We start from the raw sequence: 14,987 nt of genomic DNA on the forward strand, positions 1-14,987 counted from the left end.
ATTGATCGTCACCAATGAAGCCTGCAGTTCGGACAGGGGACTGAGTCTCCAGCTGTTCCCGGTGAGGTTCAGCTTTCTGAGGCGAGGCTCGAACACGCCCTTTGTTATGGCTTCTGTTGATCGTTCGCCGCCGCGCACGCACGCCTCCTCCGATGCCCACGATTCCCCCTGCTGGTCGGTTCTGCGGTGGCCACGGTACTGCGCGCCTCACTCCCGGCTCTCTTCCAGGAATTCCTGAACTCCATTCCTGCTCTGCGTGGGAATGGGGCTCCACTTCGGGCTGGGCCACTGAGCAGTGCGGCGCCCGCCGGCTAACCGGCACCTGCTCGACCTGTTCGCCCCGGGGGCTGGGGCGCCCCCGGACGGAAGGTGACTGACAGCGACCATCGCGACCACGAAGTGGCAAACGCCAACCATTCATCCGAATGGCGGTCACGGGTGTGCTTGACCTGCATTCGCCCTCGCCCCATTGCGGGCGCCGCCGACGGCGCCCGAGCAGGTCGCGGTGCTACGGAGAGTGAAGCCACTGGTTGCGTGCCCTGCCGCGGCGCCGCGCGATGGATACGAGGCACATGGTTACCCGGGCGGCCGACAGCCGCCCCATGTCCCGGGAGGGAGTGGTCACGCATGACGCAAGCGAGATCAACAACCCCGATGCCCTTGTCGGCCTGACGGCCTATGACCGCACCGGGAGAAGATCGGCAGCGTCGAGCGGGTCTTATCTGACGACACGACCGGCAGGGCCCGACTGGGCGACGGTCAAGACAGGACTGTCTCGGCATGAAGGAGACCTTCGTGCCACTGGGCGGCGCCTCCGTCAAGGACGACAGGCTCCAGGTGATGTACACCTAAAGGAGGCGGGTGAAGGACGCGCCCCGGGTCGAGGCCGACCAGCATCTGGACGAGTCCGAGAAGCGGGAGCCCTACGCGCACTACGGCCTGACTGGCGACCCGCCGCCCGACCGGCGACAGCGGCAACCACGCGGGCACGCCCGGCTCGGTGCGCCCGGATCCGCGATCCGCCGGCGCGGCCGGGCAGCACCGCAGCCGGCGAGTCCCATGGCCGGCACGCCGCCGGCGCCGGCGCCCGCGAACCCGCGATGCGAGGCGCACCGGAGGGACCGGGGCAAGCGGATGACCTCATCCGCTCCCGAGTGAGCGGCTGGGTCGGCGTCGAGGAGGCGGAAGTCGGCCGCGCCCGGCTGCGCAAGGTCGTCGAGACGGAGACGTGACCACGTCGGTCCCGGTGTCCCACGAGGAGGTGCGCGTCGTACGTGAACCGATCCGTGACGGTGACGCGCAGCGCACCACGATCGGGGGAGGCGGAGACCGAGGTGACCCTGCACGCGGAGCGCCCTGTCGTTCGCAAGGAGGCCGTGCCGGTGGAGCGCGTCCGGCTGGAGACCGAGAAGGTCACGGAGACGAGGGAGGTCTCCGACACGGTGCGCAAGGAGAAGATCGAGTACGAGAATCCGAAGGATGACGGCGGCATGCCCGGTGAGGGCAAGTTGGCCGCAAGGCCGCGCCACTGACCGGCTCGCACATCGAGGACTGGGCCCCGGTCACCCGACCGGGGGCCCAGCCGCGAGCGGGGGTCATCCACACGTGCCCGCCACCCCGCACCGAGGCCGTCCATCCGCGTCGAGCGCTTCACACAACCAGCTGTGGCCGCAGGCCTCCGTTCAGTAAGTGAGGCGGCTGTGAGCCTGCTGGACCCACCTCGTTCGCGGTGAGGCCCAGCCGTGCATGATCGGGGGCGCCGTAGGTCGAGCATCCGGCATCGGGGAATGCCTCCCGCCCCACGCGAGGAGCAGAGAACCCGCAGGGCCGAGGAGCTGCCATCGACGACTCCGACCGGTACTTCCGAAGGAGGCGGCGGGGGAGTCGCGGGGGCCGACGGGGTGGTCCCGGCACCCCCCGTGATGCCGCTATGCCGTGCCTCCGCCCTCCAGGGCCGAGCAGGCGACGGGAGGGGGGGCGACATGGTCGGCAGTCCACAACGCCGCAGCCGCGCCGCGACGGGCCGGCCGACAGCCACGACCCGACCGCGTTCGAGCGCTGCGGCGCGCCTCCCGACCAGAACCGTCACGGAGGCCATGGCGCCGCATTTCCCGTGGGCGCACGTCGGCGCCGTGTTGCGCCGCCGCGGCCATCGGCGGCCTCGTCTTCACGGCGGTCGCCACCTACTTCAACGCCGTGGTGGCGCAGGACCAGCTGACGCAGTCCCAGGCCGACGCGGAACGCGACCGACGCGGGCAGGCGGATGAGGGTCTCCTACTGGACCGAGAACCCGGTCGCGACACCCTGCGGTTGCACATCATGAACAGGTCGCCCGATCTGCGACCGGCGTGTCGCTCGGCCTGTACGTGGAGAAGGTCGTGCCGGACGACGCGTCGAAGCGGGTGAAGGAGCCACGGCGATATGGGGCCTCTACGTCGAACTGCCGAACCCTGGGCCCCGTGCAGCGAAACGGTCCCCTCACGCCTGCGCCGTTCGCGGCAGTGAGTTCGACAAGTCCGGCAAGCGAGCGGCCCAGCCGACGGGGTCGTGTCGATGCAATGGATGGGATTCGTGACAGGACTCCCACGAGTGGCTGCGGCAGACGCAGTGTCGTTCCCTGGAGAAACCTGCCGGACGGGGGTGGTGGAGGAGTTCGAGACCGAACCTGGGAGCCGGGAGCAGGAAACGATCAAGGTTCGTGCGTTGCGGGTCAACGCGGAGGTGCGTGAAGCGCCCCCGCCAAGAAGGCGGCACTGCGCGAGGACATCTGAACGCGACGGGTGCACCGACCCGAGCTGAATCCCGCCCTGTTCCTCCTCGGCCCACACCGTCTCAGAGCATGTCTCCGAGCCGATCGGAGATCGGCCCCTACCCGTCGACCTTGACGTGAACGTGACAGATCCCTCGGGTTCGCCCCTCGCCTGGTTTCGGGGCGCCCTGCCCCTGCCAGACGGATGCGCTGACCTGTGCGGATCCCTGGCGGGAAAGCGCGCCTGATCGTGCGACGTCTGGCGCGGCCCCCGGCCCGCACAGGTCCCGCAGTCCAACGCGATGAGTCCCCGGCCTTCGCAGCAGAGCACGACAGAACTGCCAGGACCGGCGGTCACGCCGGACTCCGATGCGCCTGGGACACAGTCTCGGAGCGCGGCCGTGGCGGACAGGTGCCCGCAACAGGCTTCGCAGGGGCCTTTCGCCGGTGATTCTGGAGAGGGATGACGTGCAGCCGTCCGCGGCTTCGGCCGCGCCGTCGAGGCGACTTCTGGTCTCGATGTCTTTCCGCTTCTCGCGAGGGTAGGCGTGCCCGTTCCCCTGGTTCGCCGCGAGCGCCGTGGTCCTGCCGCCTCGGCCGCCTTCGGTCCAGCCAGTGGTGACCCAGCGCCGGCAGTCGCCGAGGCGTTCCTCACGAGTCGCCGCGCCGTAGCCGGTCAGCCTTGACCAGCCGAGACGACGCCACCGCGCTCGCGTCGCTGAACCGGCTCGCTCGCCTTTGGCCAGGGTGGAGCCGCGACCAACTGCCGCAGTTCCGGCGGTACATCAGAGCGACGGAGGCGAGCGGCAGGCGGGAGGCTTCCGGACAGCTGCTGGCGCATGATGTCCCACAGCGCGGAAGTGCGGGGAGCCGGCGCACATCTCGGAAACAGGAGGCAGCCCAGGGAGTAGGAGATCGATCGGTGATCGAAGCGGCCCGGAGAAGCACTGCGCTATGTAGGGCCGGCGTCCCGGACGATGCGCCCCCGGTGGTGATGTTGTGCAGCTGGGTAGCCTCGGGCGATGCCGAAGTCCACCACCTTCGCCGACCCCGCACAGGATCACGTCCGACGGCTTGATGTCCCGGGTGAACAAGTCCGGCCGCGCGTGCGGCGGTCAGGGCTGCGCGACACATGGGCAGGGAGCCGACGGTGCTCTGCCGGCGCCAGCCGCCCCCGTGGCGATCCGGGAACTGGAGCGGCCGGGCCCGGCACGAGCTCCATCACCAGGTAGATCAGCGGGCGGCCCTCGTGCCAGGCGGTGGAGCTGGAAGCTGCATGGACGGTCACGATAGCTTCGCGCGCGCAGCCGGCCGGCCGCGGCCGCCTCGCTGCGCGGCGAAGCGAGCCATCCTGGCTGCTCTCCCGCGCTCACGGTGGAGTATCTTCACGGCGACGTGCCGGTCGACCCGAGGGTCCCGGAGCCTTCCAGACCTCGCCGAAGCCGCCGGTTCCCAGAGAGGCCTCACGAGCTCATAGCGGGCCTTCCAGAACGTCCCCGCCCGCACAAGCGTCCCCTTCCCGCACGCCGGCGGCTCCGGAGCCCGCCCCTGACCCAGGGGGGCCACAGCCGTCACGTTACGCCTGGCACGCCCAACGCGGAGGTCATCAATGGCACGCCGTCAGGCCGTCCGCACCTTTGCAGGGCCGACCTGACGGCCCGCTTCGATCCTCGCAAGCGGTGGGCCGCACGGGATGGCTCTGGCCACCGCCGCACGTGGCCGGGGCGTCCAGCGCAAGCTTGCTGAACGCGTCGCGTTCCAGCAGTGCCGCCGCCCGGTCCCGCCGCCGCAGTCTCGGCGTGCAGGGCTCTCCTTCGCGAAGTCACAGAGCACGCGGCATGAGCTCTCCAAGACCTGCGCAGGGTCTCAACACCTGCCCCGCGTCGGCCACCTAGGTCCGTAAGTCGGATTCCCGCGGACGCGTCGGCCCAGACGAGAATGAACGCGTGAACCTCCTGCGCTCGACGTGGATTCTTTTCTCAGCCAGCGCCGCTCACCGCACGCATCGCGACTCACGGCCCGACAGTGCGCCCGCCTGGTTTCTGTGGGGAGGGACTGGAGCCTTCTGGAATCCTCACGGGACCGTGGGCCGTGACTCTTCGATCACGCGTCACGTCGAACCCCAGGGTCGCCCTCGTGGTCGACGTCTGCGACATCGCAACGGGCCTGCGTCCGCCAGGTGATTGCCCGGGCGATGCCGAGCTCGTGCCCTTCGACGTACCGCGAGGCCGGCGCGCTCGTCCGCTACCTCGGCGCGGACGAGTCCCATTGGGACGACGCTTCTGTCCGCTACCTTCACGACAGTCCCAGTGACCGGGGGACTGTGTGGCTGCGGCTGGTACCCGAGGCCCTGACGGCAAAGGATTTGAGTTACTTCCGGCGCCGTATGACCCGTCGTCGGCCGTGCTCGCCGGAACCGTGGGTGGGTGAGGAGGCCGGCCGGACAGTCCTGCGAGGGCTGCTCCAACGCACCGAAGACGGCTCAGCTGTCCTTCAGGTCGGCGACTCGCGGGTGCTGTTCGATGTCGGCTCACCGCCACCGCCCGACAACACCTGGGTAGAGATCAGCATCGAGGCGTACAAGGTGGAGCTGTACCCCCTACGTGCCCTGACCGGTCGAAGAGGCCTGACATTGGTCAAGATCGCATGTCAGGGCACACCGGTTGGTGATCCCTGTCCCATGGAAGTCAGGGCGATGTCATCGAACTGTGAGTGGCGCAGATCCCTTTGCAGTGCCGGGTCACCATCTGGCGCGCAGCACGCCGTCGCTGTCAGGCAGGGCGGCATGAAACAACGGATGTCGCTCGTCGAGACTCAGGGGGCAATGCGCAGGCCGCTTGCGCGCCCGCGACCAGGATGGCGAGCGTGATGGTGATCGGTCTCGTCAATGGTGACGTGGCGGATCATTCCGGTCGGCTCTTCCCAGACGAAGTCCATGGACGCATCAGCGGGCAGCGCAGCAAGGACCGCGTCGACATCAGGGCTGAGGTCGGGCCAGACCGTCAGGGGCGCGCGAGGACCGAGCAGGGCGCGAACTGTGTCGAGATTGCCCGTGGTGAGGCGGTGCCAGCGGGTCGCGTTTCGCACGTGGGTCTCTTCAGGAGCAGGGTCCGCGACGAGGTGAGTTCGGTGCGGACCCGTCCCCAGAAGTCTCGTCGGCAGCCTCGGTCACCTCAGGTTCCTCAAGATCTGCGGCGTAGGGGAGGCGTTGATCGGTTGTGCGAACAGGCCGAGTTCACGGATCTGGGCGACCGCTCTGTCGCAGGGTTGGTCGCTGCTGACGTACACGTACTGGTCCCACCCGACGTGGATGGTGAACGTGTCCTCGCGCTCCAGCCTGCACCAAGCACCCCCGTCGCGGAGCATGACGCGCACTAGCTCCAGGGCGGCAGACAGTGAAACTTCGGCGCCGTCGTGGTAGCCGGTCAGGTCCGGCGGGAACAGGCCGGCGAGGCCGTGGTCTTCTGCCGGTTCCGCCAGGCCGAAATTGACGAAGCCGGTGACCTCGGGGTCACGGATCGCCAGCGTGTCGATGCCCGCCTCCCGGGCGAAAGCGGTGATCGCCTCAAGTAGGCCGCCTCGACCGGTCCGTGATCGCTCACGGTGTCCTCGGCTCCCGTGTAGTACCCGTGCTCGTCACGGTCAGCGGGGATCGATACTTGGTTATCTGGTGTGCGAAGGGCGGCGGCACGAGGCTCCCTGATCTGGTGAGACGGGGCCTCAGCGTAGTTCGACCACGGCCGCACAATCCCGCCAGTACGTCAGCGGGATGCAAGGTTCGATGACACAGCACAGTTGCGGTGCTGGGCCGGGGTTCTCCTATCGATCTAGACTCGAACACGTGAACGATTCTACCCGCGTGCCCGCCTCGACCTGCTGCGCTTCCTGGAGCGTGTGCAGGAGCGGGACCTGGCGCGCACCCGCCGTTGGATCGCGGACGAGGAGCGACGGCAGGCGGAGCATGCCCGCGGCGTGGCCAACCGGCCACCCGAACCGGACTGGCTCATCGAACGAGGCTTCGGCGACCAGCCGGCCACTCATGTCCACGCAGCTAGCTGCTGGTGCGCGCAAGGGGACCTGTCTTCGGGGTGTCACCGAGGATCAGGCGGCGGGCCCTCGCCGAGGGGTACCGCCGTGCGCGGAGTGTCGGCCGGGACTTGATGCTCGGCTCTCTGTAGTCGGCGCACTCCCAGGTGCAACACTTGCGGGTCTCGGGCGCTGAATGATCAGTGTTCCCCGGCTGTCGGCGGCCGGGGGAGCACCTGACCTCGCCTGTCCGAAGCGCAAGGCGGAGATCCACATGCCACAGCCGGTCCGTGGTCGCACCTCTGGAGGTATGCCCACCGCGCCATCATCGTCCACCCGCCGCTCGGAACCGGGGGCAGGCGGGTGACGGCGCGCGGGCAGATCCTCGGCCTCGCGCACTCCGAGACGCGGACGTCATCGAGTTCCTGAGGCGGGCCGGACTCCCGGACGCCGAGCGCTCGATGACCCGTCATGGGTGAAGTGAGTGGCGCGGCGGCCTGCGCCCACCACTACGTAGCGGCGTAGGCGCGCACAAGCATTGTTGCGGGCGGTGAGCCGCTACCATCGCATTCCTGTCACCGGTGGGGTGATCTGTGATGGGGGACAGATGGGTACTTGATCGGCCTTCTCCTGATCGTCTTCGGCGCCCCGCTCGTCGGTCTCGTGGGCAACTGGATCGAGGACGCCGGCCACGGAGCTGCTGGAAAGGTGATCTCCATCGGCGCATCGTGGTGATCGGCGCAGCCGCCTGGCTGATCATCAGCAACCTGTGATGCCACCAGCCGTCAGCCCTCAACCCGCGATGCCACTCGCGCCGTGGGACTCCAGCGCACGGAACCGAACTGTCAAGCGAAGTTGATCCGGCTTCACCTCGTACCAGCGGCGCCGGATGGGGTCTTGACGTGGAGGTACGGTCCGCGGGAGGTACAGGGGAATGAGTTTCGACTGGAGGGCGTACGCCGTGTGCATCGAGGAAGGGCAGGTACTGCTTGCCCGTCACGTGTCCCCGAAAGGGGAAAGCAACTGACCCTCCCCGTGGCCGGGTCGAGCATGCTGAGGATCCGTTCGATGCGGTGATCCGGGAGGTCGCGGAGGAGACCGGCCGCACCGCGCTGGTCGAGCGCCCGTTGGGGTGGACCCCGGTGATTCCCGCGGCCGAACGTAGCCGTCCCCCGGCGGACCCGAGCATCAGAATGTCGGCGTCTTCTACCAGGTGCGCGTATCACCGCAGGCCAACTGCGCCCGGAGCCGAACGGCGAAGTCGCCGAGTCCGTCTGGACCCCCGATTCCCGACGTCATTCGCCTGCGGCGATCGTCACTGGTCGACATCGGCCTCGCTCTGGCCCAGATGCTTCCGGCGACCGGCCATGTCGCTGCCGTCCCGGTCGGTGGCCTGATCCAGCACTGAGGCCCCATCGACATCCGGGAGTCGGCCGCTCCCCAGGCAGTCTGGCGCGCCGCTGGAGCGGCCGGCACATCCACGACTTGTCCTGCGTGGAGCGAACAGGCCACCTCAGCCCCGCAGAGGAGCCGGATCACCGGCCAACGAACGTGCTGAGTCCGGTCGTTGTGGCTGCCAAGGCCATCTCACGGCCCTCTTTCCACCGCCGTCCTCTCGCGCGTGGCGTGGCGTTCACCAGCCGCTTGTCAGGGCCTGATGCAGATCTCAGATCCAGTGAGAGGAGGGCTCACCCTGGTGCTTAGAGTGCGAACATGGCTGTCCCTGAGATCATCCCCATCGCCCATGAGCCGGACCGTCGAACGAACGCCGTCGGCCGGTTCAGCGGCGGCCAGCTCTCGCTTCGGTCACCTATGCATTCCGCGATGCGTTCGTGATGGGGGACGGCTGGGAGGAGCAAGCGACTCTTCGCCGTGCTGCACAAAGTTTGACCACGACGGACACCACCAGGAGTCCGACATCTGGTGCGCGGGTACTTGGGCAGAGCAGATCAGGCGTCCGCAAGACGAGCGTTCCGTGGTTGCCCGCGCGGGAAGCCTGGCTGGCCTCCGCCCTTGCCTCGCCTTCCTGAGCGTGAGTACTGCGATATTGCAGTCCGCCGTTCCAGCTCGGCGTTGATGGTGTGGTGTTCGGCCTCATCACGGAGTGCCATGGCGAGGGCGAGGACGGCGAGGACGACTGGCTGAACTCTATCCAGATCGATTGGGCTTCTCGGCTCCATGGAACGGTGAGTACGACACCTGAGAGGCCGAGCGGTCAGTTGGTGCAGGACCGGCGAAGTCAGGGAGAACGGCGAGGAACGTTTTCACCAGACGCCGCAGCTCACCCGCCGCCTGTGGCGGAAGGGGCGGGCAGGCAGCTTTCAGAACTTCCTGCTCGTCGGTTGTGCAGAAGGGGTCGCACAAAGGGCAACCGCCATCGCCGGAGAGAGCGCGCTGGAGCGGTGGGCTGTTCGTGACCACTGCTGCAAGGCCTGGGGTATCGCCCCAGGCCAGAGCCGATCGTGTTCGGGGGCGGGAGACCGCTCCGGCAAGCTTCCCGGAGCCACGTGGTAACCCGCCGCTGCAGGCGTACGGAAGATGAGCAACCAGGAGCCCACGGCATTTCGGTGCGGGAGAAGTGTTCGGCCCGCATGGCGGTATGCCTGCGCTGTTCTATATCCAATCTGTGTTGTTTCTAGAATGGTCGCGTGACGGATGACATTGATGCGATCGCGGTGCTCCAAGACCCCGTGCGGCGCCGACTGTACGAGTTCGTGGTGGCGCAGGGGCGTGAGGTCGGCCGCAACGAGGCCGCCGAGGCGACCGGGGTGGCGCGGACGCTCGCGGCACACCACCTGGACAAGCTGACGGCGGCCGGGCTGCTTGAGAGCGGCAGTCGCCGCCTGACGGGCCGGTCGGGGCCTGGAGCGGGGCGCCCGGCCAAGGTGTACACCCGCACGCGCGCCGAGCGGTCGGTGTCTCTGCCCGGCCGGGACTACCGGACGGCCGCCGAACTGCTCGCCGAGGCCGCCGAGGAGGCGGGGCTCGATGTCGGGCTCGGTGCGGCCGCGCGCGCCACCGGGGCGAGGCCCTGCGCGGGTCGGCCGCGCCCTGTGGCGATCTGGGTGCGGCGATGGAGCTGCTCAGGGCCCGCGGCTACGAGCCGTACATTGCCGAAGCCGAAGCCGAAGCCGAAGCCGAAGCCGAAGCCGAAGCCGAAGCCGAAGCTGAAGCCGAAGCCGAAGCCGAAGCCGAAGCCGAAGCCGAAGCCGAAGGCGCCGGAGAGGCAGGGTGACGGCGCGGGGCTCGCGGTCGTGCGTCTGCGCAACTGCCCTTTCCATGCCGTCGCCGAGCGCTTCCCACCCCTCGTGTGCGGCATGAACCTCGCTCTTCTCGAAGGGTTGATCGGATCGGACGGCCCGGTCCGTGCCCGCATGGACGCGCGGCCGGGGGAGTGCTGCGTGGTGCTGGAGCATTCTAAAAATAACGATCATTGACATAGAAATGAGGGACGTGTTGGGATGAGGCCATGACTCAAGCCGTGCCCGCCGCACACCTCGCCGAACTCAATGTCGTCACGCTCCGCCACCCCTTCGAGGACCCGCGCATGGCGTCGTTCGTCGAGTTGCTCAACCCGGTCAACGCCGAAGCCGACGGCGCCCCCGGCTTCGTGTGGCGGCTCGTCGAGGAGGGGGCCGAGGATGCGACCGGCTGCAGCCCCGCGGGCGAGGACGTCGTCGTCAACCTGTCCGTGTGGGAGTCCCCGAGGCCCTGTGGGACTTCACCTACCGCAGCGGACACCTGAGGTGATGCGACGGCGCCGCGAGTGGTTCGACCGACATCTCGAAGCACACCTGGTCCTGTGGTGGATCCCCGCCGGGCACATCCCGACCGTCGACGAGGCCTTGGAGAGGCTCGCGGACCTCCGGTCCCACGGCCCCTCGCCCCGCGCGTTCACCTTCGCCTCGTCCCATACCGCGGCCGAGGCAGCCCCGCGTACCTCGTGCGGCCGGACGTGCGGCCCTCACTCGCCGGTGCCACCGACGGGTGACCGAGCGGCCCGCCCCCGGCTGCGGAGTCCTCGCCACGGGGCGAGACTGCCTGGGCGGCCGTCCGTACGGGCGGCCCGGGGAAAGGAGTGCCGGTGTGACGGATCCCGAGACCGCGGACAGCGCCCTGGGCGAGTTCCTGGCCGATCCGCGGAACGCGGCCCTGGACCTGACGACGACCGTGGCCCACTGCGCGAAGGTGCTGGGCCTGCACGGCGCGGTCGTCTACCTCGCCGACCTCCAGCAGCGCCAGCTGGCTCCCTTGAACGAGGTGGCACAGACCCTCCCCGTCGACGACTCGCTCGCCGGCTGGGCCTACCGCACGCAGGCGCTGCGCGTGGAGGAGTCGGAACTGGGAGGGATGATCGCCTGGCTGCCCATGGTGGACGGGGCGGGAACGGCTGGGCGTCCTCGCCGTGCGCTCACCCGCACTCGACCCGGTCACCCTCCGGCGCAGCCAGACCCTTGCCCACCTGTGCGCCATGATGGTCACCTCCAAGCGCGCCTACAAGGACACCTACGTCCGCCGGGCCCGGACCGAGCCCATGCATCTCCCCGCCGAGATGCTGCGCGCCTACCTCCCGCCCCGCACGATCGGAACCACCCACGCCGTCTCGACGGCGGTCATGGAACCGGCCTACGAGATCGGCGGGGACGCCTTCGACCACGCCCTGACCGAGACGACGCTCCACGCGGGGATCCTCGACGCGATGGGACACAACCTCGCCTCCGGGCTGACCACGGTGGTGTCCCTGGCCGCCTGTCGCAACGCGCGCCGCACCGGAGCCGACCTGGCCGAGCTGGTGGAATCGGTCGACCAGGCTCTGGCCCAGTGGCTGCCCGACCAGTTCTGCACCGGGGTCCTGACCCAACTCGACCTCGCCATCGGCGAGTTGCGGTGGATCAACTGCGGTCACCCCGCGCCGCTCCTGATCCGCGACCAGCGCCTGATGGTCGACGCGATGGAACGCGACGCCGACCCGCCCTGGGACTGGCGGCCGCCGTCGCCGCACCGCCGCGGAGCGTCCACACCCCTGGAACTGGAGCCCGGCGACCGCGTCCTGATGTACACCGACGGCGTCACCGAAGCCCGCACCGGGACGGCGGAGAACTCGGACTCGACCGGTTCGCCGACTACATCATCCGTGCCACCGCGACCGGTGAACTCGCGCCGGAGACCCTGCGCCGTCTCATCCACTTCCTCGTCGACGCCCAGGACAACCGGCTGCGTGACGACGCCACGATCGTCATGTTCGAGTGGCGTCCGTCGACCCGCTGAGCATTCGCCGGCCGCTCGCCGGCCCCGCCGGCGGGTGGCCACGAGGAAACTGCCAGTTGCGTACGAGGAGTTGCCGTGCGGCGGGGGACGAGCACGGGGCATCTCGGCGCCCCGGAAGTGCTCCGGACCCGACAGCCCGTGCACCCTGCCAAGGCGAGGGAGTTCGCGTTCTCGCTCGCCCAGCACCGGGCCGATCTCGGAGGTCACCTATGTCCGTACCGTCCATCGGCCGCGGATTCAGCAAAGGCCCGTCCGGGCTTCGGGAGTCGTGCCCGTGGGACGTCCTGGTCACCCACATGCCGGGATGGCGGGAGTACGCGCTCGCCGAGGCGGGGACGCGGCGCAAGCCGTCCCGACGGGTGTCCCTGCCTTGGTCGCGCTGCTGTGCACGGCGTCCGCGGCGTACAGGGACGCTCCTGCTCATCCGGCAATCGGTGGAAGTGCTCGGCTATCAGGGCTGCGATCGCCCCGGAGTGGGAGGGTGGCGCGAAGGCCTGACGGCCTGGCCGCGCACAGGAGAGATCGTCCCCATCCTGCAGGTGCATTGCCGAGCGTCGATCGCGCGCCGGGAGCGTTGCGGGAACTGCACCAGGGACGTCACTTCGACACCCTGGTGGTGCAGATCTGACCTGACCCGGTGACGAGGGAGACCTCGTATGCGTATCGCAGACGCCGCGGCCGCAGCATGCACCACGCCCCTCGCGCTGTGCTTCTTCTGCGAGGACGTGGTCTCCTTCCCGCCACCGCACCGTACGGCGACCGGCCAACGGGTCTATGACGAGCGGGACCTGGCCCGGGGAACGGGTCGTCCGGCACCTGCTCTCCCCTCGGCCTGATCGTGGAGGACGTCCGCGTCCGCGCCAGATCCTGGCGCCGGAGCCGTCAGCCCCCTGCCTCAGGCGAGGGCGGTGGCCTTCTGCGCACGGCCAGGAGGGCGATGTCATCCTCGGCGTCCTCGCTGTAGTGACGCAACAGCGTCGCGCAGGGACTGCAGGGTGCGGGAGAGGGCGGCGGCGCCGGCAGAAGGTCCTCCAGGGACACGGCCAGGTCGATGCGGGGCCGTTCGATCAGTCCGTCGGTGACCATCAGCAGCAGGTCACCGTCGTCAGGCCAGGGCGGGCGTGGCGGGCTTGTGATCGAGGTTGAGGCCCAGCAACGGGCCATGGACGGGCAGAGTAGTCCGCGCCGCCGTCGGGTGAGATGACGAGCGAGGGGCAGGTGCCCGGCGTTGACGATGTCCATCGTGCCGCTGCGCGTGTCCAGGACCAGAAGACACATCGGCGGTGATCTCGGGGTGAAAGTGCACGAGCAGGCGGTCCATCAACTGCGGGATGCGATGCGGTTCATGGCCCTCCAACGCGTAGGCGCGCAGGACGTGACGCAGCTCCACCCTATGACGGTCGCCGCGGCCAGCGAGTGCCCGGCCACGTCGCCCAGCAGCAGTACACCGCGTTCGACGGCGAACGCGGCGTGAAAATCGCCGCCCAACTGTGCGCGGTCCATGGCGGGTACGTAGCCGACCGCGAGGTCGATCCCCCTCCAGCGCCGCCAGTTTCTGCGGCCGGGGAGGAAGGCGTGCTGGAGGTCGGAAGCGAAGCGGCGTTCGTCGTGGGCGGCCTGTTCCTCGCGTCGTGCGGAGTACCCGCTCCACGGTGGACAAGAGCTCCTCGGGCGCGACGGGAGACGCCAGATAGGCGCTGGCGCCGCCCTCAAGACCGCGGATGCGGTCACAGCCGTTGGCCTCCGCCGAGATGTGGACGATGGGGATAGGGAGGCAGCTTGGGGTCCCGCAGCGATCTGCCGGGCGAGCTCGAAGCCGCTCGTCACCGGCAGCCGCACATCGATGATCGCCATCTCCGGCGGTAGTTCGGAGCGGTGCAGAGCCGTCATGGTTTCGGAGGCCGAGGCGGCTTCCGCTGACTCGGTAGCCGGCCCGGCGGAGCACACTTCCCAAGGCTAGGCCGGTTGGGCTCATGGTGCGTCGACCACCAGAATCGTGGCGTTCGGCCCTAACGTGGATCTCGGCAATCGTCACGCGCGGAAACTACGGGGCTGGACCGGGCCGCACAAGCCCCCGCAGCCCTCGTGTGAGTGATCTCCGTCCCGTCTGTTCGCAGAGTCGGCGCTATCGGGACCCGCCCGGACATCGAGTTCGGGGTTCCGGGCTCCCGGAACCCCGGGCCTTAAACATCCTGTCACGATGCGGCCGTTGTAGTCGAGCGCTTCCTCGTGGTCGAAGCAGGATTCTGCGTCTGGCCCGCAGGAGTCGCAGTCGGCCGGGCGGTTGCCCGGCAGTGGCCAGCGGACGATTACGACGCGGCGGGAGTCGGCATCGACGACCTGGTGGTTGGTGGAGTATCGACAGTTCTTCGACTGCTCAGCGACGGTGTGATCGCGGGTGGGCGCAAAGGCGAGTTCGTGCGCCAATACGCCGCCACCAGCAGCACCGGGTCTTCCAATGACAGGCCCCACGGTCGCCCGAGTTGCGTCTCGTTCGCGATCTCGTGACGCACTACCGTCACCAGCCTGCCGAAACGGCGCTGGGCTCAGCCCGGTGAGCGGGCTCTCAGGACGGCTCCGACGCCGTGATCGCACCAAGCACACCGTGATCATTCCACTGCTTCAGGTTCTCCCTGCTCGGACGCGATGCGGCAACGTTCGACCTGCTCGGCCACGTGATCCATGAACCAGCGCATGATCTCGTAGGGGGATGACGTATGCTCGTCATGGCTGTGGGATGTGGACGGTGGGTTCCTGGTGCGGATCCTCGTCGGGGATCACCGCCACCACGAAAGGCCGTCCCAGGCAAATGGGTTTCCGCACTGGGGATCTCAGCCCACGCCGCCGGCGCGAACAGCCTCGCTCAGCTCCACACACCATGCGATCGTCCACGGCAAGGCGTAGTGGAACTGAAGGCATAGTGACGACCCGCATGGACGCGCAG

6 protein-coding genes and 3 pseudogenes are annotated in these 14,987 nt (G+C 68.8%); 6 read left to right on the forward strand and 3 right to left on the reverse strand.

The genetic code is table 11. From position 1 onward, the window contains the following. Window positions 1-1,274: 1,274 nt before the first annotated feature. Entirely contained in the window at window positions 1,275-1,532 is a 258-nt protein-coding gene (locus tag RBJ77_RS21245; RefSeq protein WP_372346494.1) for a DUF2382 domain-containing protein, read from the forward strand. A 4,031-nt stretch (window positions 1,533-5,563) separates the two neighbouring features. Here RBJ77_RS21245 and RBJ77_RS21250 read toward each other — a convergent pair. Beyond that, the gene (locus tag RBJ77_RS21250; protein ID WP_372346495.1) at window positions 5,564-5,836 is read right to left on the reverse strand and encodes a hypothetical protein; all 273 of its coding nucleotides are present in this window, start codon (window positions 5,834-5,836) and stop codon (window positions 5,564-5,566) included. Between the two features lie 1,873 nt (window positions 5,837-7,709). Between RBJ77_RS21250 and RBJ77_RS21255 the strand changes: the two are divergent. From RBJ77_RS21255 to RBJ77_RS21275, 5 genes and pseudogenes are all read left to right on the forward strand, one after another. Further along, window positions 7,710-8,183 (forward strand): annotated as a pseudogene (locus RBJ77_RS21255) (NUDIX hydrolase). Between the two features lie 1,240 nt (window positions 8,184-9,423). Next, window positions 9,424-10,212: pseudogene (locus RBJ77_RS21260) on the forward strand (helix-turn-helix transcriptional regulator). A gap of 32 nt (window positions 10,213-10,244) precedes the next feature. Further along, window positions 10,245-10,520, forward strand: coding sequence for a DUF3291 domain-containing protein (locus RBJ77_RS21265; RefSeq protein WP_372346496.1), 276 nt, complete (start codon window positions 10,245-10,247; stop codon window positions 10,518-10,520). A gap of 4 nt (window positions 10,521-10,524) precedes the next feature. Further along, a complete protein-coding gene (locus RBJ77_RS21270) occupies window positions 10,525-11,250 on the forward strand; it encodes a DUF3291 domain-containing protein (protein WP_372346497.1) in 726 nt (241 codons plus the stop codon). 224 nt (window positions 11,251-11,474) lie between these two features. Beyond that, the gene (locus RBJ77_RS21275) at window positions 11,475-12,671 is read left to right on the forward strand and encodes a PP2C family protein-serine/threonine phosphatase (RefSeq protein WP_372346518.1); all 1,197 of its coding nucleotides are present in this window, start codon (window positions 11,475-11,477) and stop codon (window positions 12,669-12,671) included. A gap of 254 nt (window positions 12,672-12,925) precedes the next feature. Here the strand turns inward: RBJ77_RS21275 and RBJ77_RS21280 are convergent, their stop codons facing one another. Continuing rightward, window positions 12,926-13,321 carry a SpoIIE family protein phosphatase gene (locus tag RBJ77_RS21280; protein ID WP_372346498.1) on the reverse strand — a complete coding sequence of 132 codons (396 nt, stop codon included), beginning with the start codon at window positions 13,319-13,321 and terminating at the stop codon, window positions 12,926-12,928. A gap of 1,002 nt (window positions 13,322-14,323) precedes the next feature. Further along, a pseudogene (locus tag RBJ77_RS21285) lies at window positions 14,324-14,645 on the reverse strand (IS5/IS1182 family transposase); the annotation flags it as partial. Between the last annotated feature and the right edge of the window lie 342 nt (window positions 14,646-14,987).

Origin of the sequence: Streptomyces sp. KL116D, assembly GCF_030766975.1 — a bacterium.
GTDB classification, from domain to species: Bacteria; Actinomycetota; Actinomycetes; order Streptomycetales; family Streptomycetaceae; genus Streptomyces; species Streptomyces longispororuber_A.

Coding starts and splice junctions, on each gene's coding strand:
- RBJ77_RS21265 (WP_372346496.1), top strand. CDS start 10,245: ATGACTCAAGCCGTGCCCGCCGCACACCTCGCCGAACTCAATGTCGTC.
- RBJ77_RS21270 (WP_372346497.1), top strand. CDS start 10,525: ATGCGACGGCGCCGCGAGTGGTTCGACCGACATCTCGAAGCACACCTG.
- RBJ77_RS21275 (WP_372346518.1), top strand. CDS start 11,475: ATGGGACACAACCTCGCCTCCGGGCTGACCACGGTGGTGTCCCTGGCC.
- RBJ77_RS21280 (WP_372346498.1), bottom strand. CDS start 13,321: ATGTGTCTTCTGGTCCTGGACACGCGCAGCGGCACGATGGACATCGTC.